Genomic DNA, 13,719 nt, shown 5'->3' with positions numbered 1-13,719 from the left:
CGGAATGACGGTGGTGGCAGACGGCCTGGAACGCGAACTCTCGTCCGCACGTCGCAACGTCTTTCTGCTGACCATGGCGCAGGCAATCCTTGCCTCCGCCGGCCCGATCGTCTTTTCCATCGGCGGCATTGCCGGCTACGAGTTGCTTGGCGAGGACAAGTCGCTGGCCACCGCACCGCTGACCGGTTTCAATATCGGCGTCTCGCTCGGCGCCATCCTGGTCGCCATCCTGGCCCGTCTGCTGGGCCGCGCTTATGGTTTCGTCGCCGGCGCCGTGATTTCGGCCATCGGCGGACTGACAGCGGCGATTGCGCTTTTCCGCGCCGATTTCTGGATGATGGCGGTGGGCTTCCTGCTGATCGGCATATCCTCGGGGTTCGCCCAGAAGATCCGTTTCGCTGCCGCCGATGCCTCGCCTTCGTTCTACAAGCCGCGCGCGATTTCCTGGATCCTTGCCGGCGGCGTGATTTCCGCCGTGCTCGGCCCGCAACTCGTGATCCTGACCAAGGACCTGTTCGAGCCCGTCCTCTTCGCCGGCGCCTTCGTTGCGATGCTGCCGTTGTCGCTCACGGCGATCGTACTGTTCCTGCTGCTGCGATTGCCGGACGCCTCGGCGGCAAAAGCCGGGCATGCCGAGCCGGCACGCCCGCTTGCCGAAATCGTTCTGACCCAGCGGTTCCTGACGGGCATGATCTGCGGCATATCGAGCTATGCGCTGATGACCTTCATGATGACGGGCGCGCCGCTCGCCATGGTGATCGGCTGCGGCTTTTCGCAAGAGCTCGCCACCCTTGGTATCCAGTGGCATGTGCTGGCGATGTTCGGACCGAGTTTCTTCACCGGCATGCTGATCCAGCGCTTCGGTACGGAGAAGGTGGTCGCCGCCGGGCTGCTGGTGCTGATGGGCTGTGCCGTCATCGCCCATGCCGGCATCGAGCTTTGGAACTTCTGGGGCGCGCTTATCCTTCTGGGCGTCGGCTGGAACTTCGGTTTCATCGGCTCCACGGCGATCGTCGCTTCGAGCTATCGGCCGCACGAGGCCGACAAGGTCCAGGGTTTTCATGACATCGTGCTCTTCGGCACCGTCGCCCTTGCCTCGTTCTCGTCCGGGAAGGTGTTCAGCGCCTATGGGTGGCAGACGATCAACCTCGTCTTCTGGCCCGTCGCGGGCTTCAGCCTTTGCCTCGTCCTGGCATTGGCCTACCGCGAGCGCACCCGGCGGCGTTGAGCCGCCTATACTGCAAAACACACTCTTCCAGCCATTTGCGGCAGGCGGCTTGACGCAAGCGATTCGCACTTGCACTCTCTGCACGTCGTCAACTGCCCGCATGTGAGGAGGCAAGCGGGCCGCTGGCGTTTTTTATGGCCGCAGCGGAACGGAACGCGGCTTCACAGGAGGAAATAGCGAAATGACCATTTTATTGGGCGTTATCGCATGCGGGTTGCTCTCGGTGGCTTATGCCATCTGGGCGACGCGGTCGGTGCTTGCCGCCGATCAGGGGAACGCCCGCATGCAGGAAATTGCAGGCTATATCCGGGAAGGGGCGCAGGCCTACCTGACCCGCCAGTACAAGGCTATTGCAGTCGTCGGGGTTGTTGTCTTCATTGCCGCCTGGCTTCTTCTGTCGGCCACAGCTGCCTTCGGCTTTCTGATTGGCGCCGTTCTGTCCGGTGCTGCCGGCTTCATCGGCATGCACGTCTCCGTTCGCGCCAACGTCCGCACGGCCCAGGCCGCTTCGGTCAGCCTGGCCTCCGGCCTCGAGATTGCCTTCAAGTCGGGTGCGATCACCGGCATGCTGGTAGCGGGGCTCGCGCTGCTCGGCGTCTCCATCTACTACTGGATCCTGACGTCGGTGCTCGGCCACGATCCCGCCTCGCGCGAGGTCATCGATTCGCTCGTGTCACTCGGCTTCGGTGCATCGCTCATCTCGATCTTCGCCCGTCTCGGCGGCGGTATCTTCACCAAGGGTGCGGATGTCGGCGGCGATCTCGTCGGCAAGGTTGAAGCGGGTATTCCCGAGGACGATCCGCGCAACCCGGCCACGATCGCCGACAACGTCGGCGACAACGTCGGTGACTGCGCCGGCATGGCCGCCGACCTGTTCGAGACCTATGCGGTGTCGGTGGTGGCGACGATGGTGCTCGCGGCGATCTTCTTCGGCGGCACGCCGATCCTTGCCACCGCGATGATCTATCCGCTCGCCATCTGCGCGGCCTGCGTCATCACCTCGATCATCGGAACGTTCTTCGTCAAACTGGGCACGAACAACTCGATCATGGGGGCGCTCTACAAGGGGCTGATCGTGACCGGCCTGCTGTCGATCCTGGGGCTTGCCGCCGCAACGTCGCTGACGGTCGGCTGGGGTTCGCTCGGCACGGCCGGCGGCGTCGAAGTCACCGGCACGAGCCTGTTCATCTGCGGCCTGCTGGGCCTCGTGGTCACGGCGCTGATCGTCGTCATCACCGAGTACTACACCGGGACGAACAAGCGCCCGGTCAACTCGATCGCGCAGGCCTCCGTCACCGGCCACGGCACGAACGTCATCCAGGGGCTCGCCGTCTCGCTGGAATCGACGGCGCTGCCGGCGATCGTCATCGTCGGCGGCATCATCTCCACCTACCAGCTGGCCGGCCTCTTCGGCACGGGCATCGCCGTAACCGCCATGCTGGGACTAGCCGGCATGATCGTCGCGCTCGACGCCTTCGGACCGGTCACCGACAATGCCGGCGGCATTGCCGAAATGTCCCACCTGCCGCCGGAGGTGCGCAAGTCCACCGATGCGCTCGATGCCGTCGGCAACACCACCAAGGCCGTCACCAAGGGGTATGCGATTGGTTCTGCGGGTCTCGGCGCGCTGGTGCTGTTCGCCGCTTACTCCAACGACCTGTCCTACTTTGCCGCCAACGGCGACAAGTATCCCTACTTCGCCGGCATCGGTGAGATCTCCTTCGATCTCTCCAATCCCTATGTCGTGGCGGGACTGCTGTTCGGCGGGCTGATCCCGTATCTGTTCGGCGGCATCGCGATGACGGCCGTCGGCCGTGCCGCCGGCGCGATCGTCGAGGAGGTGCGCAAGCAGTTCAAGGAGAAGCCGGGCATCATGGCCGGCACGGACAAGCCGAACTACGGCCGTGCCGTGGACCTGCTGACCAAGGCGGCGATCCGGGAAATGATCGTGCCATCGCTGCTGCCGGTGCTGGCGCCGCTCGTCGTGTACTTCGGCGTGCTGCTGATCTCCGGCTCGAAGGCCTCGGCCTTTGCGGCGCTCGGCGCATCGCTGCTCGGCGTCATCGTCAACGGGCTGTTCGTCGCAATTTCGATGACCTCTGGCGGCGGCGCCTGGGACAATGCGAAGAAGAGCTTCGAGGACGGCTTCGTCGACAAGGACGGGCAGCGTCACATGAAGGGCTCAGAGGCCCACAAGGCCTCTGTCACCGGTGATACCGTCGGCGATCCCTACAAGGACACCGCTGGCCCGGCCGTCAACCCGGCGATCAAGATCACCAACATCGTGGCGTTGCTGCTGCTGGCCGTTCTGGCTTGAGGCACCGGCACATCAAATGGAAAGCCGCGGGGCGAAGGTCCCGCGGCTTTTTTGCTCTGCAATCGTCCCGTTATTGCGGGTTGTTGGCGAGCGCGTTGCGGATTGCCGCGTTCGGGTCGCCGCCGCCCTTCAGCAACTGGCCGAGGAAGGTGGTTTCCACGCCGCCGGTCGGCGTCGTGCGCGAGACCATGTCGAACGGCACCCCGTCTTGCAGCGCGTAGTTCGCCAGCCGATCCACGTTGCCGTCTTTGTTGAAATAGACGGCGAGGATGCTCTGCTCGATGATCTTCGGTTTCATGAAGGCGGCCGGGCGCGAGCGCTTCTGCGAGATGTAATAGAAGACCTCGGTGTCAAAGGTGGCTGTCGTCGAAGGTGTTCCGAGTGAGAGCAGCACCTGTTCCCGGGACGAACCCACAGGCGCAAGCGCCAGGGTCTGTTCGTCAACGATGTAGCCCTGGTTGAGGACTTCACCTGTCTGGCAGCCGGCGAGGACGCTGGTGGAAAGGGCGAGGGCAATCGTGGCGTTGCGCAGAAAAATCATATCAGTCCTGAAATAGCATCTCTTCAACGACAATCCCCTTGAGGCTAAGATGGCCGGCGAGCCATTGCAATTCGTGCATGCTTCGGTAAACCAGCTTCGGCTGTCATGCAACACGACACCGGCGGCTCGCTCTCCTTCAATCAGCCAAAACTAGGCGTTATGATGATTTTCGGCCTGTTCAGGAAAAAAAACGCCAACCAGCGGATCGTCGAACGCCAATACGCGCTTCTGACGGCGGCAGCCCGCCAGCCGTTTCTCTACGAGGCGCTAGGGGTGCCCGACACGGTGATGGGGCGCTTCGAGATGCTGTCGGGGGTGTTGATCCTTTATTTCCGCCGTACGCGCGCGTCCGCCGCATCGGGACAGGAGATCGCCCAGCAGATCATCGACGCGTTCTTCCAGGATGTGGATCACTCGATCCGCGAACTGGGCATCAGTGACGTCGGCGTGCCGAAACGGATGAAGAAGCTCGCCGGCCGCTTCTACGGCCGGCTCGAGTCCTACGCGGCCGCTCTCGATGCTGGGGATCGTGACGCCCTTGCGCAGGCGTTGCGACGCAATATTCACCCTGATGCAGGGGAAGAGGCCCCCGATATGCAGGAACTCGCACGCTATTTCTTTGCCGCCGAAGCGCACCTGGCGGCACTGGACGAACTGACCATCGAGACCGGAACCGCACAATTGCCAGCCGCGGACCCGACAGACTGACCGGTGCACGTCACCGAGGAAACATTATGAAGCACGACGAAGAGACACCATTTTCCTATTCCGTGAAGGTCGGACACATTTCCGTTAATCCGGTCGAGGTGAAGATCGCCGCCGACGCGGACGAGTGCCGCGCACTCGCGCGCCAGTGGGACATTCGGGAGGTGCGGTCCTTTTCCGCCGAACTGCAAGTCCAGCGCTGGAAGAAGGACGGCGTCCGGGTGAAGGGCAGGGTGAAGGCCGACATCGTCCAGTCCTGCGTCGTGACGATGGATCCGGTGGAGTCGCAAATCGACGAGCCGGTCGACGCCGTATTCGTTCCCGAGGGCTCCAAGCTTGCCCTACACCCTGACGTGGAGGGCGGCGAAATGCTGCTCGATCCGGACGGGCCGGACAGTCCGGAGCTCTTTCAAGGGGACACGATCGACGTCGGTGTCGCCGCTGCCGAATACGCGGCGTTGGCGATCGATCCCTATCCACGCAAGGCGGGCGTCGTATTTTCCGGTCACATCGAGCACACCGACGAGGGCGGCAGAAAGCCATCTCCATTTGCTGTATTGAAAGACTGGAAAAAGGACTGAATGGGCCTCCATGGCCTGGATAATTCGGTTGTCACCCGGACGAAAAGCGGTATTTTGACCGAAATTCCGCCCTGGGGGCTGGAGAAAAGGACAAGACTCGCGTGGTCAGAATTTCCGTTGATGTCATGGGTGGCGATATCGGCCCACAGGTCGTTATCCCTGGCATAGCCAAGGCACTCGAACGTCATCCCGACATTCGTTTTCACCTGTTCGGCATCGAAGAGCAATGCCGGCCGTTGCTTGAGCAGTACCCCAAGGTCAAGGACGCCAGCACGTTCACCCACTGCGAACTCGCCGTCGGAATGGATGAGAAGCCGAGTCAGGCGCTGCGCCGTGGCCGCAACAAGTCCTCCATGTGGAAGGCGCTGGACGCGGTTGCAAAGGGGGAGGCGGACGTCGCCGTCTCGGCCGGCAATACCGGCGCGCTGATGGCCATGGCGAAGTTTTGCCTGCGCATGATGGCCAACATCGAACGCCCGGCCATCGCCGGCATCTGGCCGACGCTCCGGGGCGAGAGCATCGTGCTCGACATCGGCGCGACGATCGGCGCGGACGCCAATCAGTTGTTCGACTTCGCACTCATGGGCGGTGCCATGGCGCGCGCGCTGTTCGAGGTCGATCGCCCGACGCTCGGCCTTCTCAATGTCGGCGTCGAGGAAATCAAGGGCCAGGAAGAGGTCAAGGCCGCCGGCCAGCTGATCCGTGAGGCCAATTTTGACACGATCGACTACTATGGCTTCGTCGAAGGCGACGACATCGGCCGCGGCACCGTCGACGTGGTCGTGACGGAAGGCTTTGCCGGCAACATCGCGCTGAAGGCGGCCGAAGGCACCGCGCGACAGATCGCGGAATACCTGCGCGCGGCCATGTCGCGCACGTGGATGGCAAAGCTCGGCTACATCCTGGCCAAGAGTGCCTTCGACCGGCTGCGGGAGAAGATGGATCCGCGCAAGGTCAACGGCGGGGTGTTTCTCGGTCTGAACGGCATCGTCATCAAGAGCCACGGCGGGACGGACGCGGAGGGCTTTGCTGCGGCGGTCGATGTCGGCTACGACATGGCTCGTAACGGCCTGAAGGAAAAGATCGAAAACGACCTCAAGAGATATCATGCGGACCGACCCGTCGAAGGCGCGGCCAGCAGCATGAGCGACGGGATATAGGAAGACAGATGATCCGTTCAGTGGTTCGCGGCTTCGGGACGGCGCTCCCGAAGCGGGTGCTCACAAATCGTGAGCTGGAAAGCATGGTCGACACGTCCGACGAATGGATCGTGCAACGGACCGGCATCCGCCAGCGCTATATCGCCGGCGAAGGGGAAACGACGGCTTCGCTCGGCGAAGCGGCCTCGCGTGCCGCGTTGGACAACGCCGGCCTGACCGTCGCCGACATCGACCTGATCATCGTCGCGACGTCGACGCCCGACAACACTTTTCCGGCCACGGCTGTCAACATCCAGAACCGGCTCGGCATGCAGCACGGATTCGCGTTCGACATGCAGGCCGTCTGCTCCGGCTTCGTCTATGCCGTGACCACGGCGGACGCCTATATCCGTGGCGGGCTGGCGCGGCGCGTGCTGGTCATCGGCGCCGAGACCTTCTCGCGCATCCTCGACTGGACCGATCGCACGACCTGCGTGCTGTTCGGCGACGGCGCCGGCGCGATCGTGCTCGAAGGGCAGCAGGGCGAGGGGACGGTCGCCGACCGCGGCGTGCTGACGGCGCAACTACGCTCCGACGGCACCCACAAGGACAAGCTCTATGTCGACGGCGGGCCTTCCACCACCGGCACGGTGGGCCACCTGCGGATGGAGGGTCGCGAGGTCTTCAAGCATGCCGTCGGCATGATCACCGACGTGATCGTCGCCTCCTTTGATGCGACGGGGCTTTCGGTCGATGATCTCGACTGGATGGTGCCGCACCAGGCGAATCGCCGCATCATCGACGGCTCGGCGAAGAAACTCGGCATTCCGCTGGAAAAGGTGGTCGTCACGGTCGATCTGCACGGCAACACCTCTGCCGCGTCGATCCCGCTCGCGCTGGCTGCGGCTGCAAGCGATGGTCGCATCAAGCGCGGCGACCTGGTGCTGCTGGAAGCGATGGGCGGCGGCTTCACCTGGGGCGCGGTGCTCTTGCGCTGGTAGCCGAAATGGGCTCACACCGGATTTCAACGGCGCTTGACCGGCGCGGGCAAGAGAAATAGTCTTGCCTGATAAGCGAACGCTTTCAATAAGAAACGGTGGGAGAAGATGAGCGGCAAAACCGTGACACGCGCAGATTTGGCCGAGTCAGTTTTTCGTAAGGTCGGCCTTTCCAGAACCGAATCGGCGGAACTCGTCGAGACCGTCATCGACGAGATTTGCAACGCTATCGTGCGTGGCGAAAGCGTGAAGCTGTCCTCCTTTGCGACCTTCCAGGTGCGCGACAAGAACGAGCGCATCGGCCGCAACCCCAAAACTGGCGAGGAGGTTCCGATCTCGCCCCGGCGCGTCATGACCTTCAAGGCGTCGAACGTGCTCAAGCAGCGGGTTCTCAAGGCCCACACGGCACGCAAGGCCAAGCAGAAGCAGCAATCGACGGCGCCATGACCGTTCGCGGCCTTGGATGCTGCGAAATCTTCGCTTGAAAAAGCTGACACAACCCGCTGAAATGCAACGATTCGCTGGCCGGAATCCCGGCTCCCGAGTCGAACCCGTCATTCGGTGAGGTGTACCGATGGAAAAGAGCCCCGACGCCTTCCGCACCATCAGCGAAGTGGCCGACGACCTCGACCTGCCGCAGCATGTGCTTCGTTTCTGGGAGACGCGGTTTTCGCAGATCAAGCCGATGAAGCGCGGCGGCGGACGGCGCTACTATCGCCCCGACGACGTCGAGTTGCTCAAGGGCATCCGCCATCTGCTCTACGATCACGGCTACACGATCAAGGGCGTCCAGAAGCTTCTGAAAAACAACGGCAACAAGTTCGTCGCGGCGATCGCCAGCGGCGATCTGGCGACCGTCGAGGCGCTGGCCGCCGCAAGCCAGGACGAGCCGGCCGCGCCGAAGACCGCTGACGACGACCAGATCGTCGGCCGCGCCAAGGCGCCCGCCAGCCGCCGCTTCTTCTCCTTCGTCGGCGGCAGCGACGACGCGCCGGAGGTCTCGATCGGCAAGAGCAGCGTCGGCAAGGAAGACCGGGCGCTGTTGCAGGAAGCCCTCTACGATCTCCTGGAGTGCAAGCGCCTGCTGGACCAGGTGCGCTGACGGCCAAAGACCGGTCGCCCGAAAGAGCAGCCGTTTTCAGCCAAGGATAGGTAAAAGCCGCGGCCGCATCGTCCTGGTGCGCGACCGGGAATACGCCTGTTCGGCGCAAATCCCACCGAGAGGTCCCGTGCGTCCAGCCACCGAACCGCCACGGCGGATGCGGCAGTGCCGGGCGCGGTTGCAGCCGTTGGACGGCTTTCCGTCCGAATAACTCCAAAATACCCGTCTCCGCGCCGAACGGCTTTCCCACGCGCAACCGATTGCAGCGGGCGCGTCGGCGACCCAGGCTCAAACTCCGCAGCGGCGATGGTCGCATCAGCCCGTTCCCCAGCCATCATCCGCCGATTGCTATGCGCGCCATTCGCGACGCTCCGCGCACCGATCCGCGATCGTCTGCCCGCAGCCGGCGAGCGCATCCGTTCGCGGGTCCGGATCGGGCCTGCGCACCACAGCCGGCCGCGCCGCAGCAGATAGCGACGACCAGGCGGATAATGCGAAAGCGGTACAATTCACGAAATAAATTCACCAGCCTCACCCAAATGGGGGAGGCGGAGCCACCTTCCCGCCGTTAACACTTCATTAAGCGCTTTGGAATGGCGGGGAGGATTTCGCAGCGCCGCGGGCGGATGTCCCGGCCGGCAGGGGTCGGTCCGGGCACCGCGGGCGGCGATCGTCTGTGCGAAGGCAGGGGAGCAAGCGGCGGAATAGCGATCGACAAACGGCGGACCCGCGCGGACCGACTCCGCGCCGGGCAGCGCCAATTCAACCAAAAAACATTCACGCGCCCCCGGAGGGCAACGGCAAGCCAACCTGGCTCGCCGGGCCTCCGCACGGCAGCAATCAAGACATAGAACGGGAGATCTGAAATGAGCAGTGTACCAAGCAACGGTGATGACTATATCACCGGCACGGACGGCGACGACACCATCGATGGCCTGGCTGGCATCGATACAATCAACGGCGGCGACGGCAACGACACGCTTCATGGCGGTGACGGCAATGACAACGTCTTAGGCGACAATGGAAATGACACACTTTATGGCGATGACGGTGACGATTCTCTGTACGGCCTCGCGGGCGACGACATAATCGACGGCGGCGCGGGGGAGGATACTGCGTATTATGGAGGGGATTGGACTGACTACAGCATCACCGAGATCCGTCCGGGCGTTTACCGGGTAAAGGACAATCGTTCGGACTCGCCGGATGGCACCGACGAAATCACCAACGTGGAGAAGTTGGATTTCTTCTATGCATCGGACATTCGTGCCATCGCGGATGCGGTCAACAATTTCGCGCCGACGGGAACGCCGGACGTGGAGCTGGAAGGCGGCGTCGAGGACACCGATTTCGCGGTCAGCACGGCGGACCTGCTGTCGGGGCTCAGCGATGTGGACGGCGACGAGCTGTCGATCTCGGCGATCGTGGCCGACAAGGGCGCGACGGTCACCCTCAACGTAGCCGGCAACGGCTACACGGTGACGCCGGCGGCGAACTTCAACGGCACGGTGACGCTGAGCTACACCGTCAGCGACGGCAACGGCGGCAMGCATGAGGTGACGCAGACGATCGAGTTTGCCGCCGACAACGACGACCCGACGGGGACAGTGACGATCACCGGGAACCTGACCCAGGGCGAGACGCTGACGGCCTCCAACGATCTCGTCGATCCGGACGGTGGTCCAAATGATGTCACCTACCAGTGGATGCGCAACGGCGAGGTCATCGCGGGTGCGGTGGGCAGCACCTATGTTCTGACCCAAGCAGACGTTGGCAAGGAGATCTCGGTCGTCGCGATCTATGAAGACGAGGGCGGCACGGAGGAACGCATAGCCAGCGCCAAGACAGCGTTGATCGACAACGTCAACGATAGTCCCGTCGCAGTGAACGATACGGCGGGGGTCGTCGAATACGCCACCGTTTTGGGTAACGTTACGGCCAACGACACCGACGTCGACGATGAGCCGCTCAATGTCACCAGTGTCTCCGGCGCCTCCGGCACCGTTGCCGTCGGCACCGCCATCGCCGGCCGCTATGGCACGCTGACATTGCTGGCCAACGGCAGCTATACCTACAAGGCGGATAACGCCGAAACACTAGCTGCCGGCCAAAGCGGTGTCGACGTGTTCACCTACACGGTCGTAGACGAGGCGGGCGCCGCCGCCACCGCAACGCTCACGATCACCGTCAACGGCACGAACAACGGCACCGACGGCGACGATCTCCTGCGTGGCACCAATGCCAACGAGACCTTCTCGGGCGGCAAGGGCGATGACATCATCGATGCCAAAGGCGGGAACGACACTCTCAATGGCGGCGACGGTGACGACATCCTCAAGGGGGGGGACGGCAACGACACGCTGGATGGAGGCGCCGGTCTCGACATCCTCTTCGGTGGTGCTGGCAACGACACCTTTGTGCTGGGTGCGGAGAACGACGTGGTCGTCGACACGGCTGGAATCGACACGATCACCTCGACCATCAGCCGCAGCCTCGCCAGCTACGCCGGGATCGAAAACCTGACCCTTGTGGGTTCGGCTGTGATTAATGCCACCGGCAACGCGCTCGCCAACGTCATCACCGGCAACAACGCTGCCAACGTGCTGAACGGTGGCGGCGGGGCGGATACGCTCGTCGGCCTCGGCGGCAACGACACCTACATAACCGACGGCGGCGACACGATCGTCGAAGCGGCCAACGGAGGTATCGATACCGTCCAGTCCAGCGTCTCGCTGACGCTCGGCGCGAACCTCGAAAACCTGATCCTTACCGGCAGTGCGCTGAATGGGACGGGCAACGGGCTCGCCAACGTCATCACCGGCAACCGCGGCGCCAACAAGCTGGACGGCGGTGCGGGCAATGACACGCTCAAGGGCGATGCCGGCAACGACACGCTCAATGGCGGTCTTGGCAAGGACATCCTCACCGGCGGTACCGGCAAGGATGTGTTCGTGTTCAACACGAAGCCGGCGTCGACCAACATCGACACCATCACCGACTTCTCCGCCAAGGATGACACGATCCACCTGGAGAATGGGGTGTTCACGGGGTTGACGAAGGTGGGCAAGCTTTCGGCGGCAGCGTTCGCCAAGAACACCAGCGGGCTTGCGGCCGACAAGGATGACCGGATCATCTACGAGACGGACACCGGAAAGCTGTTCTACGATGCGGACGGCAACGGCAAGGGCAAGGCGGTCCACTTCGCCACCCTGACGAAGAACCTCGCGCTGACGGCGGACGACTTCTTCATCATCTAAGCGACACTTGCCCCCGGCGCCAAACGCGCCGGGGGCAAGCTTTTCGAACGGCCTTGAGCGACAGGGATCACCGTCGGTACCTACCGCACACGAACCGGTCCCGCGCATTGCGGGAGCGCCCGTCGGCAACTGTCGGCATGCCGCGGATGCAGGTTTTGAGGACGCCGGATATCAGGGCAGTGCGTTGCCGCGCCATGACGAGGCAAACACGGCGCCGACCTGACATGGAACCTTGAGCCTGACCGGCGATATCCCAACGTCCAGCCTGACAGACGCGATTAGAGAGTTCCCGGAACGTCGTCGAACGTATCGACGCGATGAACGTCAAAGCGGCGGATCTTCAACACGCTCCGCGATGACCCCGGCATCGGCGCATTCTTTCCCATGCAGCCCAGGCAAATTTGCCTACCGGCAGCCGCTGTGTGCCTTTGGCACGAGGGCGCCTTCCTTAGAGACGCCGGCTATTTCCTCGACAAGGGGGGGGAACCACGGAAAGTCAGTTCCGAAGCGTTCGCACCCGACCTTGTAACTTCGGCGGCATCGCCGCGCTTGGGTGGCGGCCAGCAAACTCGAGGGCGTAAGACATGCACAATACGGATCGAAGTTTAGTTGCAGCGGTCGATAAAAGTCGGATGAAAAAACTTTTCTGAAGTTTTCAACTGCTTGTGGTGAGCGCGCAGGGATTCGAACCCTGGACCTACTGATTAAAAGTCAGTTGCTCTACCGGCTGAGCTACGCGCTCCCAGGCGGGAAGGCCCGCGGAAGTGGGCGGACATATAACAGGCGTCTCTTTTCGGTCAACCCGTAAAATCGCTTCGCCCGCGGCTTTTGCTGCATTTCGCCGCGGTCGCCAAAAGGTGATTGGCTCACAACCACTTGGCCGGCTATGGAAGCAGCGGATGTCCGGCTGCGGATCGGGGTCCGGGGCGATGTCGGTGACTTGCCGCGGCGGATATCGCGGAGTGCCTGACGGCGTGCGCGCCGTGTCGTTTGCGGGGTGACTGCTTGTCTATTGCTGAAATATCGCTGCTGAGTGCGCTTCTTGCCGGAACGCTGTCGTTCCTCTCGCCCTGCGTGCTGCCGCTGGTGCCACCTTATCTGTGCTACATGGCCGGCATTTCGGTCGAGCAGTTTCGCGGCGGAACCGTCGCCTCCGACGATGGCCGGGCGCGCAAGGCGGTCCTTCTGTCGGCGCTGTTCTTCACCCTCGGCTTTGCGACTGTGTTCGTCGCCCTCGGCGCCGGTGCCTCGACAATCGGCATGGTGCTGCGGCGCCACCTGGACGTGCTCGCCCAGGTCGGTGGCGTCATCATCGTGCTGATGGGGCTCCACTTCCTCGGCATCCTGCGGATCGGTTTTTTTTCGCGGGAAGCCCGCTTCCAGGGGGGCGGCAAGCCGACCACGCTTTCGGGCGCCTATATCATGGGCCTTGCGTTTGCCTTCGGGTGGACGCCCTGCATCGGGCCGGTGCTGGGGGCAATTCTTGGCGTTGCGGCCGCACGCGACACGGTGGGAGAGGGGGCCATCCTGCTCGCCATCTACTCGTTGGGCCTCGCCGTTCCCTTCTGGATCGCCGCCGCGTTCTCCGGTTCGTTCATGCGGTTCCTGATGCGCTTCCGAAAGCACCTGGGCACGGTGGAGCGCGTCATGGGCGTACTGCTCGTCCTGACCGGCCTTGCCTTCATGTTCGGTTACATCAGTTCGGTGGCGATCTGGTTCCAGCAGACCTTCCCGATCCTGTCGCAAATCGGCTGAACATCGACCCTGCGATTTCCAATCGAGCGGTTTCGCTTCCCGCCGACTTGGGATAGAGCCGACGGCTGAGCTGAGGGAAGGCGTCGGGGATTCGCG

Annotated in this window: 11 protein-coding genes and 1 tRNA gene; 10 read left to right on the top strand and 2 right to left on the bottom strand. The window is 63.1% G+C overall.

Features of this window, described 5'->3' with window-relative positions; genetic code table 11:
* Window positions 1-4 precede the first annotated feature (4 nt).
* On the top strand, window positions 5-1,228 hold the full coding sequence (locus AC1DDS_RS13515; protein ID WP_477479373.1) for an MFS transporter: 1,224 nt from the start codon (window positions 5-7) through the stop codon (window positions 1,226-1,228).
* A gap of 181 nt (window positions 1,229-1,409) precedes the next feature.
* Complete coding sequence (locus AC1DDS_RS13510) at window positions 1,410-3,545, top strand: sodium-translocating pyrophosphatase (protein WP_477479372.1); 2,136 nt, start codon at window positions 1,410-1,412, stop codon at window positions 3,543-3,545.
* Window positions 3,546-3,615: 70 nt separating this feature from the next.
* Here the strand turns inward: AC1DDS_RS13510 and AC1DDS_RS13505 are convergent, their stop codons facing one another.
* Window positions 3,616-4,119 (bottom strand): outer membrane protein assembly factor BamE, encoded by a 504-nt coding sequence (locus AC1DDS_RS13505; RefSeq protein WP_310416770.1) that lies wholly within the window; start codon window positions 4,117-4,119, stop codon window positions 3,616-3,618.
* Between the two features lie 129 nt (window positions 4,120-4,248).
* On the opposite strand from AC1DDS_RS13505, the gene AC1DDS_RS13500 reads away from it, so the two are divergent.
* The 7 genes from AC1DDS_RS13500 (at window position 4,249) to AC1DDS_RS13470 (ending at window position 11,868) form a co-directional block, all read left to right on the top strand.
* Entirely contained in the window at window positions 4,249-4,794 is a 546-nt protein-coding gene (locus AC1DDS_RS13500) for a ubiquinol-cytochrome C chaperone family protein (RefSeq protein ID WP_477479371.1), read from the top strand.
* A gap of 26 nt (window positions 4,795-4,820) precedes the next feature.
* Window positions 4,821-5,372 (top strand): YceD family protein, encoded by a 552-nt coding sequence (locus AC1DDS_RS13495; RefSeq protein WP_477479370.1) that lies wholly within the window; start codon window positions 4,821-4,823, stop codon window positions 5,370-5,372.
* A gap of 101 nt (window positions 5,373-5,473) precedes the next feature.
* A complete protein-coding gene (plsX, locus tag AC1DDS_RS13490) occupies window positions 5,474-6,532 on the top strand; it encodes a phosphate acyltransferase PlsX (protein ID WP_477479369.1) in 1,059 nt (352 codons plus the stop codon).
* Between the two features lie 8 nt (window positions 6,533-6,540).
* Window positions 6,541-7,512 (top strand): beta-ketoacyl-ACP synthase III, encoded by a 972-nt coding sequence (locus tag AC1DDS_RS13485; RefSeq protein WP_477479368.1) that lies wholly within the window; start codon window positions 6,541-6,543, stop codon window positions 7,510-7,512.
* Between the two features lie 105 nt (window positions 7,513-7,617).
* Window positions 7,618-7,956: an integration host factor subunit alpha gene (locus tag AC1DDS_RS13480; protein WP_477479367.1), complete on the top strand. Its 339-nt coding sequence runs from the start codon at window positions 7,618-7,620 to the stop codon at window positions 7,954-7,956.
* Window positions 7,957-8,083: 127 nt separating this feature from the next.
* Window positions 8,084-8,611, top strand: coding sequence for a MerR family transcriptional regulator (locus tag AC1DDS_RS13475; RefSeq protein WP_310415759.1), 528 nt, complete (start codon window positions 8,084-8,086; stop codon window positions 8,609-8,611).
* Between the two features lie 866 nt (window positions 8,612-9,477).
* The gene (locus AC1DDS_RS13470; RefSeq protein WP_477479366.1) at window positions 9,478-11,868 is read left to right on the top strand and encodes a cadherin-like domain-containing protein; all 2,391 of its coding nucleotides are present in this window, start codon (window positions 9,478-9,480) and stop codon (window positions 11,866-11,868) included.
* Window positions 11,869-12,534: 666 nt separating this feature from the next.
* Here the strand turns inward: AC1DDS_RS13470 and AC1DDS_RS13465 are convergent.
* Window positions 12,535-12,610: transfer RNA gene (locus AC1DDS_RS13465), tRNA-Lys, on the bottom strand.
* 263 nt (window positions 12,611-12,873) lie between these two features.
* Between AC1DDS_RS13465 and AC1DDS_RS13460 the strand changes: the two genes are divergently transcribed.
* Entirely contained in the window at window positions 12,874-13,623 is a 750-nt protein-coding gene (locus AC1DDS_RS13460) for a cytochrome c biogenesis CcdA family protein (RefSeq protein ID WP_477479365.1), read from the top strand.
* Window positions 13,624-13,719: the final 96 nt, after the last annotated feature.

Source organism: Mycoplana sp. 10N416 (assembly GCF_056394765.1).
Note: the sequence above shows the minus strand (reverse complement) of the source record. Positions and strands in the feature narration are given on the sequence as shown.

Coding starts and splice junctions, on each gene's coding strand:
- AC1DDS_RS13515 (WP_477479373.1), top strand. CDS start 5: ATGACGGTGGTGGCAGACGGCCTGGAACGCGAACTCTCGTCCGCACGT.
- AC1DDS_RS13510 (WP_477479372.1), top strand. CDS start 1,410: ATGACCATTTTATTGGGCGTTATCGCATGCGGGTTGCTCTCGGTGGCT.
- AC1DDS_RS13500 (WP_477479371.1), top strand. CDS start 4,249: ATGATTTTCGGCCTGTTCAGGAAAAAAAACGCCAACCAGCGGATCGTC.
- AC1DDS_RS13495 (WP_477479370.1), top strand. CDS start 4,821: ATGAAGCACGACGAAGAGACACCATTTTCCTATTCCGTGAAGGTCGGA.
- AC1DDS_RS13485 (WP_477479368.1), top strand. CDS start 6,541: ATGATCCGTTCAGTGGTTCGCGGCTTCGGGACGGCGCTCCCGAAGCGG.
- AC1DDS_RS13480 (WP_477479367.1), top strand. CDS start 7,618: ATGAGCGGCAAAACCGTGACACGCGCAGATTTGGCCGAGTCAGTTTTT.
- AC1DDS_RS13475 (WP_310415759.1), top strand. CDS start 8,084: ATGGAAAAGAGCCCCGACGCCTTCCGCACCATCAGCGAAGTGGCCGAC.